A 24,305-nucleotide genomic window follows, 5' to 3' on the forward strand; every position below is an offset into this window, starting at 1 on the left:
GGTACGGCACGCGGAAACCGCGACATCTGCGAAATGCCCTCATGTTCAACGCCAACTATCGAACACCCATTTGGCGTTGCTCTTGTGGGACGCGCCCGGGATTTTGACGAGAACACGTCAGATTTGCGTTATTTTTCCGCACCGGGCTGCGTCGATTCCACCAGCTCAACCACCATGCCGACCAGCGAAGCCACCGTGGTCAAAACCATCACGGCATCCCTGCGACTAAACACTTCAGGCTTGCTTTCGCCGCCGAGGTGATGACCAAGGTGGGTGTAGTTTCGAACCGCGTTGTAAAGCACAGCCGCACGTTGCGATTTAGAGAAATCCCTGACCTTCCCTTCGCCGACAGATTTACACAATTGCCCAAGAATCGGCGATGCCTCCTTCAGACTGTCCAGAGCCAGTCGACAAGAGGCGACCGTATGCTCGTACTCTCCCGCGACAAGTGCACGACGCGCCTTTTTCAGGTATTCCACTGCGTGAACCATCTGCGCCGGAGCACTGAGGGAAATGTCTACTCCAACGACTATCGAATCGGCCGCCCCCAAAGACTCCAGAACCTTAACCCAGTCGCTGAGATTAACCTCGACGCGGACACTTTGGTCTGTCGGGTAGGTGTCGTTCGGAGCATGGGCCAGACCTATGACCTCGACCTCAAAAATCACTCCTCCACCGCCCCGTAGCTCCTCCAGCGCCAGCAATTGCACGTCACCGAAAATCACGCGAAGCAGCGACGACTGCGCTGTCGAATGAATCAGCCTGCGCACAACCAATGGCCTCTCAAACTCCCCGGCTCCCAGAAGGATGCGCCCTCTATTGGACGCATGAACCCACACATTCGCGCGGAGGCAGTCGATAAACATACCGTGCGGGTCACCTTGATGCTGGTTGGTGATGTAAAAATTAACACCGAATCTCAGTGCATGTATGCCGAGGCCACGCTCCCCGAAAACACCTTCAATCCGGACATCCGCCATGTGGTATTGATGGACCGTCAGGCTCATGCCTTGCCTTTATAAATATAAGCCGTCAGCGCCGATGCCATACCACGCACACAATCGTACGAGGCAGAAAATCGTTTTCGCTTCGGCAGAATAGAGCTTTTGCGCAGGAATATACGGCTCTCGGCTAGCCGGCAACATGGCATTGCCAGCGGCTCATTTCCGTAAATGGACAGAACCGTCCTGGAAATCTACTATCGCCTGGACCCGGCCGTGGGTCAGCGCCCGCGAAATCCGTGCTCCGGCCTCAGCCGTCGTCCGCGCAACGCCCAGCAACCGGCAAACCGCTTTTGCCAGTCCGTCTTGCGACGTGCCGCCTTGCTGCATCAGGATGTACGCGGCCGCATTACCCAGTTCTTCGAGGCTAATCTCGTCGATACCGCGGCGCGTTTCGGGGTCGCTTCCTGGCACCCGGATACCCTCCCAAGCGCTCGGATTGGCAAGCTCGGGCCAATAAAAAATAACGCCGTCGTCTGTCGTGCAGACCACCTGCCCGGGCACCAATGCGCTCAAATGAGCCTCAATGCGGCTGCCGACCCGGGAGAGCCCCCAAGCCCGTGTCACGCGCTTGAATACCACCGCCTGCGAGACTGGACCTTCCGTTTCGACTACCTTGAGTAGCTGGCTAGTCAAAGTCGACATAGAGCCGCACTCGTAGAAGAGGTTCGGATTGCCTCTTTCCAGGTCGGCTAGTTCGTACTCCGGAAGCTGCGCCGCAGGAGCAACCGGCTCAACAACCGATTCGGCTCGTGCATACAAGGCGTGCGGCTCTTGCTCGCGCTCGACCTCTTCCGGCGGTTCAACAACCGGTTCATCCTCGGTCGGTACCGTCGCGACCAATTCTTCTAGTCGGGCCACGAGCTTTCGCATCGGCTCTTCCGGATTCAGCCACCAGTCGGTAGACCAGATGCGGTATAGCTCCCAGCCGAGCCCTTCAAGGACATGCTGGCGGAGCCGGTCACGGTCGCGCGCCGTCGCGCCGGAGTGGTACATTGCACCATCGCATTCGACGCCCAGCAGATAGCGGCCCGGCGCACGCGGGTCAACTACGCCAATATCAATTCGGTATCCGGACACGCCGACCTGCGGGTGGACCGTCCAACCTTTCTCACGAAGGGCTGAAATCACCTGCCGCTCGAACGGGCTGTCGGGCTCCCGCCCAGTCGGCATGCTTTGCTCAACCAAGGCTCGTGGGCCGCGGATAGCAAACTCCAGATAGTTCTTCAGGTCTCGCACGCCCGCTGCCCGGACGCGCGACAGGTCAATCTGCTCGGGCAGCAGCGTGCTGAAAATCACGACGCCGACACGGGCGCGCGATACGGCCACGTTGAGACGCCGATGGCCACCTTCCAGGTTCAACGGCCCGAAGTTGAGACTAACCTTTCCTGACGTATCCGGGCCATAGGTGATAGAGAAGAAGATGATGTCCCGCTCATCACCCTGAACGTTTTCCAGGTTCTTGATGAACAGCGGTTCCTGCGCCGCCTGCGCAATGGCTTGGTCCAGTTGCTGAGATGCCCGGCGGCGTTCATCCAGCGTCCGCTCAATCAGGCTTTGCTGCGCCTGGTTGAAGGTCACTACGCCGAGCGTCAGATGCCGCTTCGCCAAGTCCAGATAGTGCCGCTCAATTGCCTTGACGATGGCATCGGCTTCCGCACGATTGGTTCGCGAGCCGCCGCGGTCGTAGACACCTTGCACGCGTTCAAAGCGCACGCTCTGGTCGTCTGTCACCGGCGACGGGAACGTGACCAGTTCGTTGTCGTAGTACGTGACATTGCTGAAGGTAATCAGCCCTTCATGCTTGCTTCGGTAGTGCCAGTTCAACCGCAGTTCAGGCAGGCCGATACTGAGACATTCGTCCAGGATGCTCTCAAGGTCCTGAACATCGTCGCTATCCGCTCCATCCTCGGAGTCATCCGACCGAGAGAAGAAGCTTGTGGGCGGCAGTTGCTTCGGGTCGCCGACGCAGACGAGCTGTTTGCCGCGAGCAATGGCGCCGACGGCATCCCACACTGGAATCTGGGAAGCCTCGTCGAAGATAACCACATCGAACTGGGCGTGCGAAGCGTCCAGATACTGGGCAACGGACAAAGGTGACATCAGCAGGCATGGCTTCAGCCGGCTCATCAGGCTCGGCAGGTTTTGTACCAGCTGCCGAATCGGCATGTGCTTGCGCTGCTTCTGCAATTCTCGCCGCAGCTTCCCCAGTTCAGAATCAGCTCCGGGCACAACCTCGACGTTCGCGGGAATCTGGCCCGCTAGTTTGGCTGAAATATATTGCTGGGTCAGCTTCTGAAAACGCTCGTCGGCCTCCTTGAACTCAGCAATCTTGCGGTTATGCTCGGCACTCGAGAAGTTGCAGAGCACTGGCTCCCGGTCTATTGCTTTCCGGAGCCACCAGCTCTGGTAGCTGTATTCAAAGAACGTCGCCACACCGGACAACGGCGCCTCACCAGCCTCCAGCGCATCCACTATTCCTTGTAGCCCGCTGCTGATTGCATGGGTGCGGGATTTCCGCCACAGGCACCACGGCTGCAACTGCCGCGATGCAGCTTGCCACCCTTGAAGCAGGCTCAACAGCCGAGGGATTACGCCGGCGGCAGTCGGGTCAAGTCCGAGGTTAGCCAGGCAGTGTCCAAGCTCAATGACCCGACGGAGTTGAGTCATGACGTCCCGATAGCAATCGCGATACGACAACAAACTGGAGCCAAGGGGCATGTCTGCCTTCAGCATGCCCCGGTTGTCGGAAACAAACGGTTGCAGCTTTGCGCGGAGCGTCTGGGCCAACTCGATGTCGTTGCCCGCAATTGCCGTTACCGCATCCGCGAATGATATCGCCCACCGCTCGGCTGACTCGACAGCGCTCCAGTCCGTCTTCGACGCAGCGAACGTTTCATGCAACAGTTGCGACGCATCATGAGACATGGACTCGATGACCTTGTCCTCCGCATTGACAGCAGTCAATGCCGTAATGACGGCCGGAACATCAGCACCTTGTGGGCGACGCTGGTCCTGTCGATACAGGCGCAATCGCCCGGTAACTGCGCGCCGGGCAAACAGGTTCTTCGGCCACCAGGTATTGGTTGCCGCTGCCCACTGCCGCTTCAGCTCGGACGCATTCAACGTGGCGACGTCATCCACGTAGTGTTTGCTCAGCGGCTCCCATGCCTGATTGCGCGCCAGGCCATGCTGCCGGAGGTTGGCAAGTCGGTAGCGAGTGGACTCGTCATGAGCCGACCGGGCAACCTCGACCGGAACGTTGGGCGCGGCGGATAGCACGTCGGCCAATACATCGAATTTGCCGAGTGCATTCAGGGAAAACGCAACTTTGGGAAGGCCCAGCTGATTCAGCAGGTTCGATGCAGCCTCATCCAGCTTTTTGATTTGGGCTTCAAACGCCGAAACCTCGGCGAGAAACTCTTGCTGCCACGATGGCATCCAGTCGGTCTTGTGAACCACGGCCAAAGGATGGTTCTGCAAACCGGTTAGCTGGCCGGCCAGAGCGCCCATCTGACGGCAAGTTTCGCGCAGTGCCTCGAGTTGGGCGCGGCTATGTACATCTGCATCGGCCCACGGCATCGCGCCAGGCCGCATTTCCGCATGCTGCAAGCTGGTTCCAATGGCCTCATAAACGGTCAGGTCATTCGGATAGGTGCGATGTAGCGCACGCGCGACCCCGTTGAGGTCAGTGCGAAGCGTCAGGAGCCGTTCGGATTCTCGCTCCCAGTCCTTCACTGTGCGAGCACCGGCGGCATCAAGTGCGATGCCTAGCTGTTTCAGGACGTCTGCTTTCTTCGCCTTGGACGAATGCAGCTCAAGACAAAATGGCCCCAAGCCTAGGCTGCTAAGCCGGCGATGCACCACCTCCAGCGCAGCCATCTTCTCCGAGACGAACAACACTGTCTTCCCGGTGGCCAACAGATGGGCAATCAGGTTCGAGATGGTCTGGCTCTTACCCGTTCCTGGCGGGCCTTCGATGACAAGGTTTTTGCCTTCAGCGGCAACGCAAACGGCCCGCAACTGTGACGAGTCCGACAGCAACGGCGTGAACAGGTCTTGAGGCCGGAATTTCTCATCAAGGGTGCCAGGCTCGAACCCTGTTGCGCTGTCAGCAAACGCCTTACCGGGATTGTTAATCAGATGGGCAACAACACTGTTTTCCTGGAGCTGCTTCTGGCGGTCCTGGAGGTCCTTCCACATCAGGTACTTCGTAAACGAGAAGATTCCAAGATGGACCTGCTCCTTGACCTCCCATCCCTTCAGTTCGCCCACATGCAGCCGGAAGGTCTGCAGAATCTGATTGACGTCGATGCCACTGTCATCGGTCGGCAAAACGTCGAGCGGCGGTAACTTCAGGCCGAAATCCTGCTGGAGCTTTTGCAGCAGTGTCGGGTTCACGAGTGCGTCGTCATCGTGACGAGCCAGGCGGAAACCACTTCGGACGGACTGGCGGGACAACGTAACGGGGATAAGCAGAATCGGAGCCAGATGGCTGGATTCGGCATCCTTGCTCTCCTGCCATTCCAGCATCCCAAAAGTCAAAAACAGCGTATTGGCGCCGCCTTCCTCCATTCCCGTGCTGGCCGCTCGGAATATCTCGAGAAGCCTGCCCTCCAGAGCCTCCTCCTCGATGTCTGTGACGATTTCGTTCCGGCCAAGCGCCGCGGTCGCCAAGTCATCCATTGCCACCGTACCGTTTCGGCCAGCGTACACATTGGCATCGCGACCATCCGAGCCGGACATCATCTTCGGCTTCGCACGGACGCGGAATTCATTTCCATCCGCAAGCCGGTCCTCCAGCGCGCCGGGGTCAGGGCAAATAACGCGTAGCGTAGATTTGGTCGGCTTGAAATTCAGGAGCTTGTTTCGGAGCGTCAAGTCGAGCAGCTTGCTCTTCCATTTCGCCAGGCGTCCTTCGGGTGTTTCAGGTGTTACCTCGTCACGCAGTGGGATGACTACCGGGTCCAGTGGCGGCAACTGCGGCACGTCTTCGATGATGGGCGTTTCGGCCTTGGCAATCGGGACAGTCTGGTCATCGACTTGCGACGAACGGGATGGGAGTGGGCGAATCTGGACTTCGCGTGCGCGTCGGATATCTACGGCATACGCGAACTCAGCTTCGTCGTTCAGGTGTTCCTCGCCCCGAGTGCAGGCCCAGCGAAGGGACGGTTTCTGACCGCTCGCGACGCCGGTGGTCTCGAAAACCATGAACTCGCCTGATTTCACGCGCTTACGAACTGCCTGAACGTCGTCCACCAATGCAGTCGGAAAACTGGTATCTATCAGCCATACGCCAACCCACGCGTGGCCTTCCTTGAACAACACAACAGGGTGCAGACCGGCCTGCTCCAGGCATGACGCGAACAGCATGGCAAGGTCCAGGCAGGTCGCAAGCTTGCCATCCAGGATGCGTTCTGGCGTCCGGATTTTCTGGCCGTCATTTCCGAACGATGCCGGCGGATTGGAGTATTGGATGTCCTCGGCAACTATCGTGCTGTAGATAGCCGACGCCTGCTTCCAGACCCTCTCGCGATTCTTGGACTGATATCCGTCCATGGAGAGGTCGGCCGAAGTCTGGCGCAGCAACCCGGACGCTCGAGCGAGAAGCTTGTCTACGACCCGCGAGTTCGGCATGCAAAACGCGGCCAGCAGTTCGGGCAATGACCGCGTGCCTGCCCACTGGTCGTAGGCTAGAACATCAACGTTGTGCGTTGCCGCTACGAGCTCAGTTTCCTGAACACGCAACGACGCTGTGATGACGGCGCGCTCAGACTCGTCGAGCTGACTGAAATACTGATGGTCAGGACGCAGGTCGACAGGTGCGAGACGGCGGCTCTCGCCTGGTGCCAACGCTTCAAAACGGAAACGTGCGCTATCGGCAAAAGCCGGCACACATTTGACGAGCAGTTCGACATCAGAGAGCGTCGTCTCCCCATCGTTCTTAACCAGAATTTCGCGGATGACCGGAACATTGTTCTGAATCGCCGCATACCCCATCGTCTGGTCGGCAATAAGCTGAACGCTCGGAAGCTTCAAGTCAGTGTTGGCCGTCAAATCCTCAGCGTTGTCTGCCTGTCCCTGTGCCATCACCCCGTCCCTCATTATTCGCACCAGGTTCAACCGAATCGTCAATATTGTGGGCGACGTCACCCAGGTTGAACCATGATATTGGTTGCGCTATTAGCTCTGATGCTTCCACAAGGAGCTTATTCTCTTCTTGCAAATGCGTATTGAGTGGAAACCTTTTTTTGTGTGGTTCCTAAGTCAAGCCGAAATATTACGCCTTTTTGACCGTCACCCCGGGGAACCGGCTGAACTTCTGCATAGCTACGCTGACGCTTTCCTAACCTGGTGCAACCAGAAGAACTGCCGCAGAACGTTATCTCTGTGGCTAAAGCCGATGACGCCAGGCCCAGCTTCCCTACCGCGATTGCCTAGGAATCGCATTCCACTCAACCGTCATATGTCCGCCACACTTCTCCCGTGCTCTTTGACTCCTCTGAATGCTCTAATATTCCTTGAGCAGCAAACAAGCGTCGTCGCCTCCGCGCGCTGACCTTCAACATCAATCGAGACCTGCCCAATGCCGACGAGCGAGATGCGCCTACCTTCGCGCAAACAAGCCATTGAAGCGTTTCTTGGCGTCTACCTTGAGGATGCGCCCCGGTTCCTTTCGACACTGGAACAAGAGTTTTTGGCCGCACTCGCGGAAGCAATGAACGCTCTCAATACGCCTCGTCTTGAAGTCGTATTCTCAGTTTCGAACTGCCGCATTCGCGAGGGTTCGATGGCGACGTACTACAGAGCGCAACGCGATGGCGACTTTGAGAAAACGCTAGGCGATGCCATAGCGTATTGGTTGAAGCTCGCAGTCTCGAGAGAGGAGGCGCTTGGCGAACCGAGCGTGTCCGCGATTCCGAAGCCATCTCACGCAACCGTCGCCGTCAACTTCGTGGTCGACCTTTTCTGACGACAACCGTTGCTGAACGCCTTGCAAGCGATTCAAGCACCTGAGTGATGTAGCGCGCGACGACCACATCGCGCGTAAGCGTTTGGGCCCAACCTTCGCTCGCAGCGTGGACAAAGGTCTCCAACTGTCAGGGTCATCGAGAAAGCTGGCCTCTATACGGGCAGACCTCACCTCGGTGGAGCGTTGGCTGAACGGCGGCCGCTTACACCTGTTCCGATGTAAGCGGCCTAGACTTGCAATCACATAATGCCTGAATGATGCGACGCTTCGACTGCGCGTTGCCCTGTACTTCTCATTGATTCAACTGCTTGGTGCTTCGACAATAACCGACTGGCTCTGCTTGATACGACTACCTCTGCCCGACTGCTGTGCTGCAACTGATACACGGTATGGTCCAACTCGACCGCAGGAGGGGAGTCCAGGGATGGAGCCAACGACTCGCTCCATGAAGGCCAGTGTAGACGTAGACGGGATGAACCGAATGCCCGAAACGAGCCCAATATGACGGCGAGTTCGCGCAATTGGAGAGCTTCCGAGTGGACGCCACCGGGCGCCAAGGAAGCTACGTGCCAAAGCCTCCGGGACGCAGAGTGATTGATACCCGCGTCTTCCACGTGACAGGTAACGGCCGCGCGCTGCAACGATGAACATTTCTCACCGATGCCTTGCGTCGAGACCTAGTCGACGTTGGTCACATCCGTACAGTGATGGGAGCCCGGCGTGATGGTGACGTGCTTGGCGGATTGTGTGGGGGGGGCCGCGTACGGACGTTCGGGATGCTGCCGCCAGGCGCCTCAAATCACTGGACGCCGGAGTTGAGTTGTTCGTATCTCGCAGTTTTCGAGGGTCAGCAATGTGGACCAGGAGGCGGATGGCGCCTCCTCAGTTCAGTTACTTCGACGGCGGCGCATTGCCTCGCCCGCCACCCGACGGCTTCCCAGTAGTGCTGGGCCAATTCCCGCCCGGGAATCCTGTGCTTGGCCGGCCACCACCGCTCCGCTGGGCACCACCACCGTTCGGCTGGGTACCACTACCACTCTTTCCGGCCCCATTACTGCCACTACGGCTGCCACCACCGCTACTGCCTTTGCTCATGATTTGCTCCTTGAGTGCACCGGCTGATGCCGGCAGGATGCCGTATCAGCATAAGGCACATGGTCGTCGGTGGCACAGCGCCAGTTCCAAGGGTACAAAGTCCCATTCTTTTAGGTGTGTGCACACCGACCCGCCGTGAGAAACAAGGTGCTCGGACAACTCGTCTTCAAAATCCCGCGCCGCGTGGACGTTGGATAGTTGCTTTTTGTCCGCTTTCGTCGCTGGTGACGAACCGTGGAGTGCGGTCTCGGTGTCTAAAGGATTACGGTGAAGCTGCCGACATTCATCTACCAGCCGACCACTGGCTCGAATGCAACTAGTTTTCGCGAGGCCTCGAGAATGCCAACAATCAATGCGTACATTCCACAAATCACACCTTTGCTGTTCGAGACTGAAGAAGGTCGGCGTGCTGCCAGCGCCCTCATCGGGTTCGGTGGCTGGAACCATGCAGACAAGGTGCTGGCACCCATTCAAGTGTCCGAACTCAGCCGGATGCCCGGTGCAGACGTGATTCGATGGGTGCTTGATAGCCTATCGGCCGCCGCCGAAGCCGGCCGCCTCGACTCGGAGCGCTACATCGTTCAATTGTTCGCAGGTCCGACCGATTTGCGCGACTTCCGGGCCCTCCTTCGCGACGCAAGTTTCGAGCGTTGGATGAGCGACCGCCACCACGCCGCCTTGCGAAAACTGGGCTGTGCAGAGTGCGATTGTTCCACTTACCCGGGCGTCACTCTCCTCTTCGACCCTGCAGACATCGACTGGGCATAGCACAGCGGCTCTCGCGTCATAGAACATCGCTAGAGCCAGTTCAATTGCACATCCCGTCGCGGCCAACAGCGAATACATTCTAGAGGTGCTGTATATCGAATGCCACGCCGAGCAGCCGATGCGTGGTCATATAAAGCGTATGCCTGATTATCGGGAGTACCTCGACCGATATCGAAGCGAGCCCCTCCCCCCAGCACATCGAACATGCGAATCAAGTCAATTCAAACAAACATTGGTCCGTTCAAGAATGGACTGCCCCTGCTTCCGAAGGGCTTGCAGGCGCAGTCACCTGCAAATTACACAACGGTGCTCATTGGCGCCAACGGTACGTCAAAGAGTTTGGCATTGCGACTTCTTACAGACGCTTGTCTGGGCATCGCCAAATACGAGTCTGACGGACATCCCGTGATAACGACAACTGTGAATTACCAAAGCGAAAACACGCCTGGGAAGGTCATTGCCATATCTGGCACGCCCCTCGACCGGTTTCCGCGAGGAGGACGGCCAGGGCCTACCTCGATGTTCACCGCCCACGACAAGCGCCCGTTCATTTATATCGGGCAAAAAGCTGTGAACGGCATGGCAGGCTCGAAGCAGAGCGAGCGTAGTCTCGCTTACCTCTTCCTGAGAAACGTTGCCCGACTGCCAGAGGCGTCAGCCGAAATAAGCGCGGTGTTCAATCGTTTCGACCTTCCCACAACTGTGTGGATTCGATTCAATTTAACGAAAGGCGTTTCCACCATCGACGAGCTCATCGTCGCCGTACAGGAAGCCTCATCGGAACGTCGGCTGATGCGTGCTTCGGAGACAACATCTGACTACGCCGCAGCCCTCCAGTTTGGCACGCGGATATTGGAAGACTACGACTTCGCGGGCGAGGTCTTCTCAAAGTTGCTAGCGCTTCAGCAAGTTCCATGGGCGTCACCACTCTCAGTGACGCAACCCCGACCAGTCGATGGCCGGAATCCGAGCCATGACGTTTCGAATGCCAAATCGTTCTACTATCTAGCCCTTCTGCGCATCATACAGTTCCGCGACATCGCATTTGACGCTCAAACGCCCCAAAGCCGCGGTAGAGCCCCCACGGAAAACGCCATCTTTGGCGAAGACCTGAGTTCTGGGCAATGGCACTGGTTATCTAGCATGTGCGGCGTCGCACTCGAAGCCGAAGACGAATGCGCCATCCTGATAGATGAGCCCGAAAACAGTCTTCACCCTAGTTGGCAAAGAGACTACCTCCCTGCTCTGCACGTCATGCTCGCGCGTAGAACGGGATGTCACGTCGTAGTGGCAACGCATTCTGCGCTCGTTGCATCGAGTATCTCTTCCGTGTCTGGATGCGTACTTGGTCTCAAGCGCAACGGAGCCGGACAGCATCCGGTTGTGACCTCAAGTTTGCTCGAAGCGACATACGGATGGAACGCGACCGACGTGCTTGAAGAGGTGTTTTCAATGTCATCGACCCGTGCGCCGGAATTCTCGCGAGTAGCGGACCAAGCTCTTGGATTGATAGCAGACGGGAAAGAAAAGCACGCTCCCAAACTCGCGGAACTCGTTGATGAAATAAGCGAGCTAATGTTGCAGCTTCCTGCGCATGACCCGATGCGCCGGGTCTTCATTTCAATCATTGACGAGGTGAAGGCGCCTAGTAACGAAGGGGATGCATGATGGCCTATTTCAAAGTGATGTGCGAAGGTCTTTCCGCAGACGACCTCAATGCGGCCTTATGCCAGACTGTCAGAGCCAATGGCGGCCGTGCGTGGAGCACGACTCTTCCTGGAATCGCCGAGTTACGGAAAGACCTGCTCCATCGGCAGAAATTTCGTTGCGCATACTGTCAGACGCATATCTCCGACAACCTTAACGGGCTCAGAGAACTCGACCATATTCTACCCAAGAAGAGGACGAAGGACTTAAATCCGGATTCCGCTTTACGTTCGACTATATCGGCAAGAGCACAGACGCTCGGGTATTCCGTGTTCACGTTTGAGCCACTGAACCTCGTCATAACCTGCAAGCAATGCAATACGAACAAAAGCCAGTTCGACCCGCTCGAAGTCCGGGGACTAAATCCACCATCAGACTATCCAACCTGGAGCGGGAGTTTTCGATGGGTGCATCCCTACTTCGACGAATATTCCCACCATATTCTAATTACGGACCGCCGGCTCTATGTCAAAGTGACGAAGAAAGGTTGGGCGCTAATCAAGGCGTGCAAGCTCGACCAAGCTGAGACACTCAATCGCAGTATCGCAGCAGAAGCTTTCAGCGCGAAATATCACGGAGTCGCAGACGCGCTCGATGGGTTCTCGTCGCCGAGTTGTGAGTTTCACAAGGAAGAAGTTCTCGATGCGCTTGAGGTAAAGTTTCCATCCGTACCGCGGATACGCGCTGAAGAAGTACTGGATATCTTTCGAGCAGCCAAAAGCAGCAAGGATTCGGAGAAAATTCGCCGTGCTTTCGACCTAGCATACAACCTCGAAGCCGAGTTTGGCGTGCGGGTGGCAGAGGACGATGAAGAAGCCGAGGCGGAGGTCGATTGAGCCCACTTATTTGATTCGTTACCAGGAAACTGGACACTATCAACCACTAAGAGGGCTCTCGAGGATTTTGCGCACAATCACGACGACATCGTCATCGGGCGGGTCAAGCACCAGCTCGGTGTCCCAACGAGGCCCCCGATTGGGTTGGAGTCCTTTTTCCCGCAGCGACGCGCTGCCCCCTGCTGTCGCTTCATGGGATGGGTTTTCCACGAATAAGATAGTTTGTCGTGGTGTGTTATCCTGGCTGCATGCGGCTTGCATTTATCTTCTTACGGAATGCATGCCGAGCGGAGCATATCTGGATGGACGAAAGAAAACGTGAAAGCATCGTCGCTTACCTTCGGCGACGGATGGACGAATTTGGAATCAAGCCTGACGACGTTGCCGCTTCCATTGCGGCAGACCAGGAGCGGCAGCGCGCGGCGCGATACCGCGATGCCTTTGGCCACACATGGGACGGGAAAGGCGACGCCCCGCGGTGGGTCATTCAGGCGACGAGCGCTGGCCAGTCACTCGAGCATTTTGCAATCAGCAAGACACCTGAAGCACAGCCAAAGACTCGCTCCAGCGTTGATTGGGGCAATGACCCGTTTGCGGGCAGCAGACTGGCGACAATCAAAACCGAACGCCTCGGAGTTGCCTGAGATTCGTCTCATATCGCGCTTCGAAGCCCCGTCGGTGCATCGTTAATGCAGTGGGCGCTCGTCGTCTTCGTCGCGATAGCCTTCGATGATGGCCGACTACACGGCCTGCCTGACGGACGCGCTATCCAATTGCCCTTGCGACTGTTCCCTATTCTCGACGAGGCGTCCAGCGACCAGCGCGTGCACCTCGCAATCTCTCGGCACGGCCAGCGGCTATTCTGGCCCGAGGTCTTGCGCGCGAGAGCGTTGAGCAGGGAGGTGATGCTCATCTCCTCGTCAAGCTTGCGTTGAATTCGTTAGAAACATGTTAAGGGAGATTGCGGCATTTATATGGCGCCCGTCGAGCTGCGCTACAAAGTTGCTTCAGCCGCTAATGAATGCGGTGCATCCCACGTCCACGCCGGACGGGTGGCTGCTTCCGCAGCTATGACCGACACGATTAGCACCGTGAATTAGTGGGAAGACGGTGTGAATTCGTCGAAGTACATACGCTCGAGTGAGAGCGTTATGCCAAACGCTGAGGACTGCTGCGGCCCATTCGCTCCATGGAATAGCAGTTCTCCGCGCTGGTCGACAACGATGACCTCTTGGGCGCCGCCTTCGAGGTAAGCCCGGAGTCTCGGGCCGAAGTCGTCCGCAAACTCGCGGTCAAGGAGCACCTCGACACACACGTCCGGCACAAACAGGATTGGACCTTCCCGGTCATACCCTTCCCACTTTTCAGGCGGCATCCAGACGACGTCGGGTAAGCGGATGCCGAATGCCGGAGTCGTCACGGGGACCGACATTGCCGCCACGTGACCAATCTGCTCCGCGATTTGGCAGTAGACATCGGTCAGAACAATCTGGCGCCTTGCTGAGGGTTGAGGAAGCGGCACCGTTTCACCTCGACCGTCCAGCTCGCAGCATTCCAATGACCCGGCATCAAAATTCGGGTGAATCCGACGCCAGGTTGCAACGAGTCCGTCCTGCTCGAGAAGAGTAGACACAACGGCAGCCTCCAATGGGGAACCGCGTAAGGGTAATCCCTTTATCCGCGCCTGAAAAGCGAAAAATAATTGTGCGATGCACAATCGACTCATGCAGTGTGCATGAGATGTGCTATTTTGCCGTTATTGGGCCAGATGATTAGGTCCAACGCTCCTCATAACACGATGGTTCCGAGGTCGGGCCTGAGTTTTGTCCCCAATTATGCTGCGTCGCAGCAAAATAGGTACCCGAGGGGTGTGACGTCGAATTATCGCTGCTGACGAAGGCAGCTTCGCTTTGGTGCCGTGCTACCGTATTCGATTGAAACGAGAAGTGAAATGAAACTCGATGAGGAGGCATTCCGGCGGCTGCGCCGGCTCGCCCCGGTGCTTGACGACATACTCAACGCAGGAGAAGTCGAACATGTGGACCAAGCGTTGAATCTCGCGGCGCTCGCGCAACTATGCTCGACCTTGTCGGACGCATACTGCTCCCTGCATCCCGATGAAGCCAAGGAGGCGGCGCCCGGCATGGATGCGCCAGAAAAATCGCAATCTGGACCGATGTAGCAAGAAGCTGGTATTGAGCAATATCGTAGTCGAACGAGAACCGGACCGTCCGGGGAAATGCGCGGCATAGCGGGCTGTTGCGGGGAAAAGCCCCGTTTTATGGGGCAGACCGCGCGCGAAGTGGCAGGTTTGTATCCGTCACCCGGTCCACTTAACCTAACTCGGCTGGATGCTGGACGCCTGCTTGCCCTTCGGCCCCTGCTTCACCTCAAAGCTGACCTTCTGGCCTTCGTGGAGGGACTTGAAGCCCGTCCCCTGTACCTCTGAGAAGTGCGCGAAGAGGTCTTCGCCGCCGTCGTCTGGCGTGATGAATCCAAAACCCTTTGCATCGTTGAACCACTTCACCGTACCGGTTGCCATTTTCCTGGGTGCTCCAAAACGTTGTATCAAGGCCTGGCATCATGTTTTTCGCCAGGGGCTCCGCCGTTCCATGTCGGAACGCAGTGCATCTGAAGATTGGACGAAAGCGAGGGAAGCCGTTGTATGCCACCGCACATAAAAAGGTGCGGCCCGAATTTTGAAACACTGCGGGAACGCCCCAGCCCGGCACCGGGCATGTTGATAGCGGTGCTGTAATTCTCACGATGCCCTGCGCTTCCCACGCAGTGCATAGAAGTTGTATCCAGCGATGAAGTGACGAGGTCGAAGGCATCGTTATCAAACTTCCGTTCTTGCGCGTCGCCCATTGACCATTCGACCCGCCCTCCGAGACCCTCCAGGGACTTTTGCTCGACTGATGAGCGTCGCGCTAATGTCAACGGCGGTGACGGTCCCTCGGAAATCAAGCAATGATATGCCGTGCCTCCCTATCAGGGGGCTGCGTGCGCCGAATTTCCCGGCGCCGTCAGCTCTGTTGCGGATGAGACAAGCTCATCCGCAACGGCCCCACCGCTCGCGAGTGCCCGATTCAGTGGCCGCTATCGGGGTTGCATTGAGGCAGGTGACCACAGGTGGCCCATCCTGCGCGGGTCAAACTACCGCCCGCACTGGTGCTCCAGGATACGCCTCCATACCCGGACGTGCCAGGAGAGGCACTGGGCGATGAGTTGGTCGAGGCGCCTGCGGCGCCCGATACCGGTTGCACATTTTGCTGCCCTGGCATGTCCTGAGCTTGCACTGCGCTCGCTAACGAGATTACGCCCAGGAGCGCTGCAGACATGAGAAACGTCGTCTTCATGGCTTTACCTCCTTTACGACATCAGGCTTCCTTGCAGACGCTATGACACAGGCAATGGGTGAAGGGGCCGGCACAGACGCTGCCGGTGATTCCACCTGCTGCCGGAGTCCGGTGGCGGGACGTTATTCTTTATCTTGGCCATCCACCGGATTCAGGGAGAAACAAGTAACGCGGTCAATCCGCGATTGGCGTTCGAGGGGACAGGAGCACCTGAAGAACGGCCAGAGGGCCGGTAAGCCCGGTGCACGAAAAGGGATGCGCACGTCTTAACCATACGTCGTGGGTGGAAGAAATCCACGCCTTTCGCTAGCGAAAACCTTTCGCAAATAGCGGAGGGCGCCCTGCTTTACGGCAACCTGTCGCAGGGTCCGTTTCGTCGTGCTCGGCATAATGACGGAGTTACCCCTTGGCAAGTACAGGCCACGGGATGCGCGGGACCGGGACGCACGTTGATTGCGTCGCGACCGCGCGCCCCTTCGAGCTGAAGCCAATGAGGGCAGCGCTGCTTGGCGCCGCCCGGTTCCACTACATCGGAATGGTAGGCACGAATGCCGCTACGAACCAATCGTGACGAGGAGCGTGATGTCCTTGTTGATAGTTACCGCCTTGTGGCCTAGCACGCCTTTCGGGATATTGAACGTACCGCCGTAACGTATCGTGTGCGAACCAGGAGGCAACTGGAGCATGAAAAAGTACCCATCCCCCACGGCTGTGCCGGTACCACCGACAGTGTTAAAAATCCAGGGCGAAGGTGCGGTAAACGTGAACTGCCCCGTCGCTACGCGATACGTGCTCGCATTCGGGACCGGGTTGCCGTCAATAATAACGAAGACGTTCTGGATGTAATTCGCAAACTGCTGGGCAATCGCCTGTTGGCCCGCCGCTGTCGTTGCAAAGAACGGCGCGGCATCCAGGGACGACGCCTCGACATCGAGCGTGCTCAGAAAGAGGGTTTTGCCAGGAGGGATAATCGTCGCTGACTGATTGCACACTTCCACGTCATCGGGTGACGACCAGTACCAGACATTCCCGCTTTGGCCAGCTGAGATGGGACGATTGTTGCAGTCGGCGAATGGATGTGGGAGGGGACCAAGTGGTAGCGCCAGCGCCCATTGCCAAAATGCTGTCTCCCATTGGGCATACGTTTGTCCTTCGAAAGTCCCGTTCGGCGGGACTACCTGGGTGCTCGTGACCGCTGCTGTTGTGACAGCGTCATGTGCTATTGCTGAGCCCGTTGCGGCACCGCTATCGCCTCCTCCACAACCGCCCAATGCCGTTGTAAGTACTAGGGCGATTGCCGGTGCCTGCAATGCTCTCTTTGTCTGCATAACTAAATTATTCATAACTATCTCCAATGACCCGAAGCATGCTCTTGAGAAGACCGGAATCACGTGGTCGGTCGGAAGAGCGACGGACAGCGGCCAATGCAATGCCGGGTGGCGGTGGCGGAAAAGAGTTGGCCGTAGAGATTGCAAAACTGCTATTTGCGTGAATTACCGAGTAACAGTGGGCTTTGCACCGCATGCTTTAGCTGTCCAGACCAGTTCCGGATGGACCGAGAAGCGAGCGAACGCAATCGACCAGCCACTGCGCTTCGCCATCCGCAGAGACAAGCGCACGCGTGCACCTTGTTGGGTTCCAGCAGCGCAATTTCCTCGAGCTGGACGCGTGCAACATACCCGGTGGCTTCGTACGTCTCCTCGAAAATGTCCCCGCGCCGGAGCCCCGTTTCCTCGGCCAGCACATTCCACAGGGCGGCGTCCAGCCGGGCCTTGAGTACCGCGGCCGCCCGGTGCGCGCTCTCGGCGACCGCGCTGAGGAGCTGGTCTATCTCGTGCAGCTCGGCCGCAAAAGCTTGCAGGCTCTCGACGTTGTCACTGGACGAAAGCGCCTTCCAGCCTCGGCCCGCTCCGGATTCCAGCCTGCCGGCCGCGCGGTCCAGCGCCTGCTGCTGCCGCACGTCAGGAAGGAGGCTGCGGCAGACATCTTCCACGAGAGAGCTTCGAACGACGGGGGCGGGCTCCTGAGACGTTACGTCCGTCATTGCGGGTTCTCCTGGCTTTCAGGTGATTCGTACACGAGCGACAGCAGCCGCAGCTGCCCACCCCGTTGGCCGTTCTTGAACACACGAACCCCCACGAAATAAGCCTTTGGTGGCTCAGCGCCCGCGTCAAACTCGACGCGCCTCAGTTCGACCTGGTCACCCGTGGACACGGTGTAGACCTCACCAAGACGCAGCTTGTGCTCGGCAGTCAGGTAGGCCAACGCTTCATCAGCCAGCTCGCGCTCGAGGCGGACCACCGACGCAGCGAGTTGTTCCTGCCGGTGCCGAAGTCGCTCCCGCAATCCCGTGAGTCGTGCAAGCGCGGTCTCGAGCCGGACCGACAGGCGGTAGAACTCCACACACGCCTCTTGTTGCCCAACCTCCCCCAGCAGGGACATGCGTTGGTCGATATCCGCCCGCAGCTCGTCAATCGCCCAGCCTTCCTTCCGCCACTGGCGAATGGCCAGTACGCGGGGAAGCAGATTGTCGAGCAGGATGGATGGCAGCGTGGCCATGCAGGCACCGTGGAGTTTGATTGGGACGCACCAGACGGCTGGCGAGCGGAGTTTCTACTCGGCATGGGGCCGTCTACCGTCACACGCCGACGATGTACTCGTAGAACCAGTCATTGAACGCGCCGACGCCCTGAACGGTCAAACCGAGCCGGTGGGCATTCTCGCAGGCCCGCACCAACATCCAGCAGGCGGCTTCCTCGAGGTCAGCGTCGAAGTCAGGAGCCTCGAGATGGTCAAAGTGACGCAGCGCGTTGCTGACCCGGTTCTCCGCGTCATGGAAGGTCTGGTATTTCAGCGGACTACCATGCAGTTGCATGTGCACCAGGTCGGCCGCCTCGAACTGCCAGTCCAGGACGGCCTGCTTCCCGGCGTGGCGCAATGCCTGCCCCAATACCCGTTCGGCCGCGCTGGCCAGGGTAATGGCCGAGGCGAAGCGCTGGCGCTCGAGGAAAGCGTCGAGCGCCATCTCGAGTTGCTCGCGTGCGAGATTGAGGCGGTTGCATGTTTGCGCAGTCATACACAGCTCCCGGGAGCGGACGTGCAAGGCGTCAGTGTAGCGCGACGCGCGCGGCGACCTCCCGTGGACGTCCGGATACCTCAAGCGAATCCCGCCGGCAACAGCACCAACTGCTCGCGCCGGCGCGCCGCATCCAGGGCGCTTCCCGTCAGCAGTTTCGCCTTGAGCCGTTCGATATCGGCGGTGAGCGCGTCCTGCATCGCAGGGTCGTCGCGCAGGAGCTTGCGGAACTGCAGGTGGCGCTGCCAGATATGGTCGCTATCGTTGCCCTGCTGCAGCTGGGATTCGTACCAGCGCGAGAACAGTGCGGGCTCAACCAACTCACGGGCGCGCGACTCGAGCGAGGGCACATAGGGCTCCAGTTCGGACCACGAACAGGACAGGTCCATCGACTCGCCGTTGTAGCAGAGCTCAAGGCCCTCTCGTGCCGACCATTCCTGAGCGCCGGCGCGCCAGCGCGTGCAAGTGGTTGCGATGCCGGCATCCTTCAACAGTTCCAGGATTTCCGCACCGAACGCGCAAGCCACATAGCCGATGACCCGGTCGAGCAGCTGCGAATGCCAGCACCTGAGGACCACACTGAGGTCGACGGCCGGGTCGCGCTCGCGCGTCGTGCGTGCCCGGGCTTGCCGCCGGAGAATCGCCTCCCGCGCCACCGAGCCGGGCTTCGCCATCACCATGCCTCGTGCGTGCCCCGCTTCCCGGGCCACTTGCGTGCGGTCCAGCATCGTGACGAGAATGCCGGCATAAGCCGCAAGATAGTGCCTGCGCTGCAGCTGTTCGATGCCGCTCCGGACCACCTCCATCAGGTTGGCGATGCCGCGCAGCTGTGCGACGAACTGAAAACCCGTATCGACCTTCGTGCTCATGGCTGACTCCTGGCAGCAGGCGGCGCCTTCGATGTGCGAGACGAGGCGACGTCGTGGGAAAACTGTACGACTCGGGCGGCCAGGTCAAAGGTGCGATAAGCGGTCAAAAGGCGAGCCAGTCCGCGGGATGGGCGTACACTCCCGGCAAACGGACGCTTGAGTCGGCGCAGATACGACTCGATGCATGCGAAGGAATGGGGGTAAAAATGAGGAATCTGATTGCAATCATGTTGTTCGTCGTTGCCTGCGCGCCCCTGCACGCGCAGGAGACCGATTGCCAAACAGATATGGCTGGCCTGACGCGTTGCTCGAATGGCATGAGCGCCACGACAGACGACTCGGGACTTACCCGGTTCAACAACGGCATGACCGCGGCAACCGACACCTCCGCGGGGTTGACTCTCAGCCGGTTCGGCATCAGCGCTGCCAGACTAATCATTTCATCGTGAATGCGGCTTGGACGGCCTGACTGACCGCGAGGTATCCAGCAGCGTACTGACCGCTGCAATGAGACGCGCAATGGGTGTGGGTTTCCTTAAGAAGACGTCCCACAACCGTTCCCTTGAACCAGGCGGCTGCGCGGCCGAGAGCATGACAACAGGAATGGCGGCCGTCGCTTTGTCCGGCTTCAGCCAGCGGCATAGACCAACGCCATCGACACCAGGCATCATCCAGTCGGTCACGATGAGGTCGGGTCGCTCGACTTCGGTGATGGACTCGGCGGCTGCTCCATTGAGCGCGGTCAGCACCCGATATCCTTCGGCCTCCAAAAGTATCCGAAGCGGTTCCAATATTTTCCGGTCATCGTCAACAAGGAGAATCGTGTCCACGGTAACTGGGTGTACTGCCGAGGATACCTACCTATCCCGTAGCAACATTTGTTCCCACGCATGTTGTACCTGGTTTGGTAATCGAGCAATGCGCCCTCCGGACCGCCGTGAACGGAGTTCGCACCTCCGTGAAAGCTCGTGCCGCCGCGAGGCACGGGAGCACGTGCCCCGCGATTTCCTCGCGGTGGGTGACCATACAGTTGAACCTGAACGCTGTTGGCAAAGTCACCCGGGTGGCCACGTCGGGAAGTCTCCCTTTGGCGAATCACACTGGCGAGCCGCACTTTTGCCCTGGAATGAAAGCAGCGCCGGGACGTTCACGTCCTCATTGATTTCCGGCCAGAACAGTTGCTGATGGTCCATCGAGATGGCGAAGTGTTCGCGCTCCGCTGCCGTTGCGGCCTGGGGAACAGGAAACCAGTCCAGTGGAAATGAAATGGCCCTGCCGTCGGACATGTCGAGAAACAGGTGCGCGCCCTCGAAGTGAACGGCCACCGCAGCACCTTCCATGGCCGCCTCCTGAACGGGATGCACCGTAGGTCGTGCAGTACAGTCACGCACCGCGGTCCCACTTGAACGACTTCGGAACCGCCGACTCAAAAGAACAGGGCCGTTCGGCCTCACGGATGAGCCTCAGCGTATTGAACCCCATAGAAAGCGGACTTGGCGCTACTCGTCCATACCTCGTTGCGCCGTCGCTAGTCTTTCGAACTGGACTCGAGGCGAGGAGAACACAGATGAACAAGCTCTTTCGTTTTCTGGTCGCTGCCGGGATTGGCGCGGGGACGGTGAGCTTCGCGCAGGCGGGTGGAGTGTCTGTAGGCATCGGCGTCGGCATCGGTGTGCCGGGCTCCGTGTATTTCGGTCCGCCGGTTGTCTATGCGCCGCCGCCCGTCATCTACGGGCCGCCGGTGATATATGGCCCCTGGCCGGGATACTATAGTTATCCCTATTGGTACGGCGGATATCGAGGCTATTATGGCCGCGGTTACTACGGCCCTGGTTACTATGGGCCTAATTACCATGGACGTGGTTACTACGGCCCTGGTTACCATGGGCCTAATTACCATGGACGTGGTTACTACGGGCATCCCGGGTGGCGCCACTAGAGCGCACGAGTGACCGTTTCCGCACAACGCCGACGGGTTGGAAAGCGTGTCAAGGTCGCTCGTCGACGGTGGCGGCACGAATTAAACCAACGGGCCGCAGTATCGCACGAGAAAGTTTGCTTCCAGTAGTCGTGCTTCCTGGTCGCCATGCTGTCGACGGGAACTGGGGTCACGGCGAGCGCACCTCGTCCGATGGACTCCCCCGATACAAGTCGGCCTTCGAGACCCTTCGAAGGCCGATGGCGGGCTCACAATGCGACGGCTCGCGTCGCCTCTCGGAGTTGTTCAGCTACTTGCAATTTCCGTTTCAGACTGAGCAGTGCTCGGCTAGCCCCTTCACGCACGCTGTCAATTCCGTTTGTCGACTCACATCGGCTGGATGTTGGCGGCCTGCTTGCCCTTGGGGCCCTGCTTCACCTCAAAGCTGACATTCTGGCCCTCCTGGAGGGACTTGAAGCCCTTCCCCTGTACCTCGGAGAAGTGCGCGAAGAGGTCCTCGCGTCCGTCGTCGGGCGTGATGAAGCCAAAGCCCTTTGCATCGTTAAACCATTTCACCGTACCGGTTGCCATTTTCCTGAGTGACTCCAAAAGCGTTGAATTAAGCGTTGGCAGGTGTGCGCGCTGCCGGCCAGGCGACATCTTAAGCCACCGTCGCATCCACCTCCGCGAGTCCACCCGCCTACGCCGGGAGGCGCCGAAGCCCCGTGCCGAAATGACTCCGCGGGGCACGCACTGGCACGTGGGTTGCGCGTCAAGTTGTTTTCCACAGCGGAGCGAATTATGACGACGCCCGACCCGAAGCTGCCCTCCGGCACTGGCGCGAAAATCGTTGGCGGCACGGCCAGCGCAGGGCCCGGACCGGAGGTTATGGCAGCGCTCACGCTTATTGGCGACAAGGTAGTGTCATCCGATGGCGAACACGTGGGCAAGATATCCGACATCATGCTCGACGTGCGAAGCGGACGGATTGCCTATGCAGTCCTTTCGACCGGCGGATTCCTCGGCATCGGCGATACGCTGCACGCAATGCCATGGAGTGCTCTGACCCTGGATGCAATCGACAGATGTTTCGTCGTAGACATCCCGGCCCAGCGGCTCAAGGATGAGCCCGGGTTCGACAAGGACCACTGGCCTTCGATGGCGGACGAAAAGTGGGGTACCACGGTCCATCACTATTACAACCGCGAACCGTATTGGACCGCTACCCGTGATGTCAGCGAAGGACGCAAGACCGATATTTAGCAATCCTATGGGCGTCCGTGGCTTATTGCGCCGTTCCTGATGGGCGCCTGGCGCCCAGCAGGCGTCGAAGCCAGGAACCGCGAGCCTTGCGACTTGCATCGCCGGAGCCTCCCACAGGTCTCGCGACTTCCAGGCCCTGCCGAGCATGCGCAGTCCGTAGGCATAGTCAATCGTGACTCTTACGCTGGGCCCTTTCGGCGCCACCCAGGACATCAGCACGCCGTCCAGTACGAATCGGAAGTCGTAGTGGACTCGTCCAGACCAATGCTTTCGCACAACAAAGAGAAGAGCCGGCGCTCGCCCTCTAGCTAGAGGGGCTTCAGCCGATGCCGCCGGCTCACGCGTGACATCGAAATCGCGCTTCGTCAGCGGCGAACGTGTCCGGTCAGAAGTAGCGGGCATGGAGGGCCTCACGTGTTGCACGCTCCCCGATGTATTCGGACGATTTCATCAGCCGGCACAAATTGCAGTCGTCCACGGTCGCACTATCCTAGGAACAGGAACCGCTACGAGGAAACACCAAATGGCAACGTACCACGAGCTCAAGACGCAATTGGCCGACCTTTCCCGTCAGGCGGAGGATGCAAAGGCGCTCGAAATTCAAGCCGTCGTTGATGACATTCGCGCGAAGGTCGCCGAATACGGACTCACGGATAAGGACATTTTCGGGCGCCGGAGCCGTGTGCAGGCAAAGCGAGCCTCCACCGGCATACCCAAGTATCGCGACCCGGAGACGGGCGCCGAATGGACCGGTCATGGCCGGGCACCCGCCTGGATTAAGGCCGTGAAGAACCGCGACAATTTCCTGATAGCTGGTTCAGCTAGCTCAGCGCCAGTAAGGCACACGAGCAGGAAGGCTGCCGGCAAGGGCGCGGTCTCAGAGAAAGCTACGTCCGGCAAGGTCGCGGAGAAAAAAGCGGCGCGCCGTGCCAAACGCGGGGCGGCCGGGAAAGCGACGGCGTAGGCGACGGACTAGCTTGCAGGCGACTCAAACCTATCCGTCCGTGCCTGTGCGCCACACGGCCCACTGCGGCGTGTCAGCCACGGGCGGAAACACGTGCCAGTAACCGTCTTCGTGTTGGAAGAAGAACAGCGAGTGTGAACCTGTCGCTTGCCAGGTCTCCACGCACACGTAGCGGGCTCTGCCCCAGCGGGTACGGCCGAACGCGGTTACGTGCACTGGCGTGGTGGGCGCGAGCCACTTTTCCACTTGGTACCGCAGCGACTGCGCCTTTGTGCCTTTCATCTGCCGCTCCCGCGCAGCACCGGTACCTGCGCAGCCCATTCGCCGGAGACAGCGAAAACGCCACGCACAAACCGGTCGCCTTCGATGTTTGGCGCGATTTTCCCGCGTCGCATCGAGAGCTTGAGAAACCACTTTAACTATAGCGCCAAAAGCAAGCCGTGGCGTAGATTTCAGCAAGATAGCAACGAAAATAA

General features: G+C 58.8%; 22 protein-coding genes and 1 pseudogene. 10 read left to right on the forward strand and 13 right to left on the reverse strand.

Features of this window, described 5'->3' with window-relative positions:
* Window positions 1–128: 128 nt before the first annotated feature.
* Window positions 129–1,007 (reverse strand): hypothetical protein, encoded by an 879-nt coding sequence (locus tag P5W99_RS10970; protein ID WP_434660726.1) that lies wholly within the window; start codon window positions 1,005–1,007, stop codon window positions 129–131.
* Between the two features lie 153 nt (window positions 1,008–1,160).
* Window positions 1,161–7,091, reverse strand: coding sequence for a DUF3320 domain-containing protein (locus P5W99_RS10975; protein WP_434660728.1), 5,931 nt, complete (start codon window positions 7,089–7,091; stop codon window positions 1,161–1,163).
* Window positions 7,092–7,587: 496 nt separating this feature from the next.
* On the opposite strand from P5W99_RS10975, the gene P5W99_RS10980 reads away from it, so the two are divergent.
* The 5 genes from P5W99_RS10980 (at window position 7,588) to P5W99_RS11000 (ending at window position 13,024) form a co-directional block, all read left to right on the forward strand.
* Entirely contained in the window at window positions 7,588–7,974 is a 387-nt protein-coding gene (locus P5W99_RS10980) for a hypothetical protein (RefSeq protein WP_434660730.1), read from the forward strand.
* 1,362 nt (window positions 7,975–9,336) lie between these two features.
* Complete coding sequence (locus P5W99_RS10985; protein WP_434660731.1) at window positions 9,337–9,837, forward strand: hypothetical protein; 501 nt, start codon at window positions 9,337–9,339, stop codon at window positions 9,835–9,837.
* Window positions 9,838–10,041: 204 nt separating this feature from the next.
* Window positions 10,042–11,505 carry an AAA family ATPase gene (locus P5W99_RS10990; protein ID WP_434660733.1) on the forward strand — a complete coding sequence of 488 codons (1,464 nt, stop codon included), beginning with the start codon at window positions 10,042–10,044 and terminating at the stop codon, window positions 11,503–11,505.
* Complete coding sequence (locus P5W99_RS10995; protein WP_434660735.1) at window positions 11,502–12,380, forward strand: hypothetical protein; 879 nt, start codon at window positions 11,502–11,504, stop codon at window positions 12,378–12,380. Before P5W99_RS10990 ends, P5W99_RS10995 begins: the two co-directional genes overlap by 4 nt.
* A 302-nt stretch (window positions 12,381–12,682) precedes the next feature.
* Window positions 12,683–13,024: an H-NS family nucleoid-associated regulatory protein gene (locus P5W99_RS11000; RefSeq protein ID WP_434660736.1), complete on the forward strand. Its 342-nt coding sequence runs from the start codon at window positions 12,683–12,685 to the stop codon at window positions 13,022–13,024.
* 452 nt (window positions 13,025–13,476) lie between these two features.
* Here P5W99_RS11000 and P5W99_RS11005 read toward each other — a convergent pair whose 3' ends face one another.
* Window positions 13,477–14,013, reverse strand: a complete 537-nt coding sequence (locus tag P5W99_RS11005; protein ID WP_434660737.1) for a Uma2 family endonuclease — start codon at window positions 14,011–14,013, stop codon at window positions 13,477–13,479.
* A gap of 318 nt (window positions 14,014–14,331) precedes the next feature.
* Here P5W99_RS11005 and P5W99_RS11010 point away from each other — a divergent pair, with 318 nt between their 5' ends.
* Window positions 14,332–14,562, forward strand: a complete 231-nt coding sequence (locus P5W99_RS11010; RefSeq protein WP_434660738.1) for a hypothetical protein — start codon at window positions 14,332–14,334, stop codon at window positions 14,560–14,562.
* Between the two features lie 156 nt (window positions 14,563–14,718).
* Here the strand turns inward: P5W99_RS11010 and P5W99_RS11015 are convergent, their stop codons facing one another.
* From P5W99_RS11015 to P5W99_RS11040, 6 genes are all read right to left on the reverse strand, one after another.
* The gene (locus tag P5W99_RS11015) at window positions 14,719–14,922 is read right to left on the reverse strand and encodes a cold-shock protein (RefSeq protein WP_434660740.1); all 204 of its coding nucleotides are present in this window, start codon (window positions 14,920–14,922) and stop codon (window positions 14,719–14,721) included.
* 1,371 nt (window positions 14,923–16,293) lie between these two features.
* The gene (locus P5W99_RS11020; RefSeq protein ID WP_434660742.1) at window positions 16,294–17,082 is read right to left on the reverse strand and encodes a hypothetical protein; all 789 of its coding nucleotides are present in this window, start codon (window positions 17,080–17,082) and stop codon (window positions 16,294–16,296) included.
* Window positions 17,083–17,219: 137 nt separating this feature from the next.
* The gene (locus tag P5W99_RS11025) at window positions 17,220–17,783 is read right to left on the reverse strand and encodes a hypothetical protein (RefSeq protein ID WP_434660743.1); all 564 of its coding nucleotides are present in this window, start codon (window positions 17,781–17,783) and stop codon (window positions 17,220–17,222) included.
* Window positions 17,780–18,298, reverse strand: a complete 519-nt coding sequence (locus tag P5W99_RS11030; protein WP_434660744.1) for a hypothetical protein — start codon at window positions 18,296–18,298, stop codon at window positions 17,780–17,782. Before P5W99_RS11030 ends, P5W99_RS11025 begins: the two co-directional genes overlap by 4 nt.
* 79 nt (window positions 18,299–18,377) lie before the next feature.
* The gene (locus P5W99_RS11035) at window positions 18,378–18,815 is read right to left on the reverse strand and encodes a hypothetical protein (RefSeq protein WP_434660746.1); all 438 of its coding nucleotides are present in this window, start codon (window positions 18,813–18,815) and stop codon (window positions 18,378–18,380) included.
* 80 nt (window positions 18,816–18,895) lie between these two features.
* Window positions 18,896–19,684, reverse strand: coding sequence for a hypothetical protein (locus P5W99_RS11040; RefSeq protein ID WP_434660747.1), 789 nt, complete (start codon window positions 19,682–19,684; stop codon window positions 18,896–18,898).
* Window positions 19,685–19,737: 53 nt separating this feature from the next.
* On the opposite strand from P5W99_RS11040, the gene P5W99_RS11045 reads away from it, so the two are divergent.
* On the forward strand, window positions 19,738–20,133 hold the full coding sequence (locus tag P5W99_RS11045) for a hypothetical protein (protein ID WP_434660749.1): 396 nt from the start codon (window positions 19,738–19,740) through the stop codon (window positions 20,131–20,133).
* On the opposite strand, the gene P5W99_RS11050 is transcribed toward P5W99_RS11045, so the two are convergent.
* Complete coding sequence (locus tag P5W99_RS11050) at window positions 20,125–20,514, reverse strand: response regulator (protein WP_434660751.1); 390 nt, start codon at window positions 20,512–20,514, stop codon at window positions 20,125–20,127. The genes P5W99_RS11045 and P5W99_RS11050 overlap by 9 nt on opposite strands.
* A 225-nt stretch (window positions 20,515–20,739) precedes the next feature.
* Window positions 20,740–21,024 (reverse strand): DUF2442 domain-containing protein, encoded by a 285-nt coding sequence (locus P5W99_RS11055; protein ID WP_434660752.1) that lies wholly within the window; start codon window positions 21,022–21,024, stop codon window positions 20,740–20,742.
* A gap of 227 nt (window positions 21,025–21,251) precedes the next feature.
* On the opposite strand from P5W99_RS11055, the gene P5W99_RS11060 reads away from it, so the two are divergent.
* On the forward strand, window positions 21,252–21,623 hold the full coding sequence (locus P5W99_RS11060; RefSeq protein WP_434660754.1) for a hypothetical protein: 372 nt from the start codon (window positions 21,252–21,254) through the stop codon (window positions 21,621–21,623).
* A gap of 366 nt (window positions 21,624–21,989) precedes the next feature.
* Here the strand turns inward: P5W99_RS11060 and P5W99_RS11065 are convergent, their stop codons facing one another.
* Window positions 21,990–22,193 carry a cold-shock protein gene (locus P5W99_RS11065; protein WP_434660756.1) on the reverse strand — a complete coding sequence of 68 codons (204 nt, stop codon included), beginning with the start codon at window positions 22,191–22,193 and terminating at the stop codon, window positions 21,990–21,992.
* A gap of 210 nt (window positions 22,194–22,403) precedes the next feature.
* Between P5W99_RS11065 and P5W99_RS11070 the strand changes: the two genes are divergently transcribed.
* Both P5W99_RS11070 and P5W99_RS11075 read left to right on the forward strand, forming a co-directional pair.
* Window positions 22,404–22,865, forward strand: coding sequence for a PRC-barrel domain-containing protein (locus tag P5W99_RS11070; protein ID WP_434660758.1), 462 nt, complete (start codon window positions 22,404–22,406; stop codon window positions 22,863–22,865).
* Between the two features lie 523 nt (window positions 22,866–23,388).
* Window positions 23,389–23,676, forward strand: a pseudogene (locus P5W99_RS11075) (H-NS histone family protein); the annotation flags it as partial.
* Window positions 23,677–23,859: 183 nt separating this feature from the next.
* Here P5W99_RS11075 and P5W99_RS11080 read toward each other — a convergent pair.
* Window positions 23,860–24,111: a hypothetical protein gene (locus P5W99_RS11080; protein ID WP_434660760.1), complete on the reverse strand. Its 252-nt coding sequence runs from the start codon at window positions 24,109–24,111 to the stop codon at window positions 23,860–23,862.
* Window positions 24,112–24,305: the final 194 nt, after the last annotated feature.

Origin of the sequence: Paraburkholderia sp. A3BS-1L (assembly GCF_051125215.1) — a bacterium.
Classification (GTDB): Bacteria; Pseudomonadota; Gammaproteobacteria; order Burkholderiales; family Burkholderiaceae; genus Paraburkholderia.

Coding starts and splice junctions, on each gene's coding strand:
- P5W99_RS11070 (WP_434660758.1), top strand. CDS start 22,404: ATGACGACGCCCGACCCGAAGCTGCCCTCCGGCACTGGCGCGAAAATC.
- P5W99_RS10995 (WP_434660735.1), top strand. CDS start 11,502: ATGATGGCCTATTTCAAAGTGATGTGCGAAGGTCTTTCCGCAGACGAC.
- P5W99_RS11030 (WP_434660744.1), bottom strand. CDS start 18,298: ATGGCCACGCTGCCATCCATCCTGCTCGACAATCTGCTTCCCCGCGTA.
- P5W99_RS10990 (WP_434660733.1), top strand. CDS start 10,042: ATGCGAATCAAGTCAATTCAAACAAACATTGGTCCGTTCAAGAATGGA.
- P5W99_RS11020 (WP_434660742.1), bottom strand. CDS start 17,082: ATGAATAATTTAGTTATGCAGACAAAGAGAGCATTGCAGGCACCGGCA.
- P5W99_RS11055 (WP_434660752.1), bottom strand. CDS start 21,024: ATGGAAGGTGCTGCGGTGGCCGTTCACTTCGAGGGCGCGCACCTGTTT.
- P5W99_RS11060 (WP_434660754.1), top strand. CDS start 21,252: ATGAACAAGCTCTTTCGTTTTCTGGTCGCTGCCGGGATTGGCGCGGGG.
- P5W99_RS11015 (WP_434660740.1), bottom strand. CDS start 14,922: ATGGCAACCGGTACGGTGAAGTGGTTCAACGATGCAAAGGGTTTTGGA.
- P5W99_RS10980 (WP_434660730.1), top strand. CDS start 7,588: ATGCCGACGAGCGAGATGCGCCTACCTTCGCGCAAACAAGCCATTGAA.
- P5W99_RS11000 (WP_434660736.1), top strand. CDS start 12,683: ATGGACGAAAGAAAACGTGAAAGCATCGTCGCTTACCTTCGGCGACGG.
- P5W99_RS10970 (WP_434660726.1), bottom strand. CDS start 1,007: ATGAGCCTGACGGTCCATCAATACCACATGGCGGATGTCCGGATTGAA.
- P5W99_RS11065 (WP_434660756.1), bottom strand. CDS start 22,193: ATGGCAACCGGTACGGTGAAATGGTTTAACGATGCAAAGGGCTTTGGC.
- P5W99_RS11025 (WP_434660743.1), bottom strand. CDS start 17,783: ATGACGGACGTAACGTCTCAGGAGCCCGCCCCCGTCGTTCGAAGCTCT.
- P5W99_RS11010 (WP_434660738.1), top strand. CDS start 14,332: ATGAAACTCGATGAGGAGGCATTCCGGCGGCTGCGCCGGCTCGCCCCG.
- P5W99_RS11080 (WP_434660760.1), bottom strand. CDS start 24,111: ATGAAAGGCACAAAGGCGCAGTCGCTGCGGTACCAAGTGGAAAAGTGG.
- P5W99_RS10975 (WP_434660728.1), bottom strand. CDS start 7,091: ATGGCACAGGGACAGGCAGACAACGCTGAGGATTTGACGGCCAACACT.
- P5W99_RS11035 (WP_434660746.1), bottom strand. CDS start 18,815: ATGACTGCGCAAACATGCAACCGCCTCAATCTCGCACGCGAGCAACTC.
- P5W99_RS11040 (WP_434660747.1), bottom strand. CDS start 19,684: ATGAGCACGAAGGTCGATACGGGTTTTCAGTTCGTCGCACAGCTGCGC.